1 pseudogene is annotated in these 622 nt (G+C 49.0%); it reads left to right on the top strand.

What is annotated here, in order from left to right:
• Positions 1–326 precede the first annotated feature (326 nt).
• A pseudogene (locus AC1DLB_RS31565) lies at positions 327–622 on the top strand (adhesin); the annotation flags it as partial.

The following is a 622-nucleotide window of genomic DNA, read 5'->3' as shown; positions in this document are numbered from 1 at the left end:
GTGCTGGTCTATTCGTGTGCGAACAGTAGTATTGGTCTTACGGAAGTTTAAATCAGTTCTTGTCTGTGTGTTTTTTCAGTTAAAACTGTGTGTAGTATTTCTCTGAGGGCAAAACAATAAAGTTACTGTTTCTTTAACTTTTTTCCTGCTGTTCGAGAGCCGTTGTTACTACATGTTCTTCGGAAGTTACGTACTTACTTTCTCAAGCGATTGGTCGATCATTCTCCGGCGTCGAAAGTTAAGCCAAAACGCCATGCTTCGTGCCGGGTGTTGGCTTGTTGTGACTTTCCACGGTCCGATCCTTTGAAAAAGACAGGTACTCAACAATGTTCAAGAAGTTTGCAATCGCCGTTCCGATGACCCTGCTGGCCCTGAGCTCTTCGGTAGCGTTCGCTGCGGAAGAATCGCGCACCTCCATCAACATCAGCGCCACCATTCCAAGCAAGGTATTCCATGCTCAGCCGCGGGACCCGAACTTCGGTAAAGATGAAAAAATGGCCTACGTACTGGGGGCCGGTACGCTGACTCCAATCCGTGCGACTTATGATGTACAACACACCAACGGTTCGGTCGGCGCCTACGTCGAAGGCGGCCCACAGCCATTGTCCAACGGCATCAACAC

The sequence above is a fragment of the Pseudomonas sp. 05N434 genome (assembly GCF_056396965.1).
The sequence above is the reverse complement of the archived record's forward strand: the minus strand, read 5'-3'. Positions and strand labels throughout refer to the sequence as shown.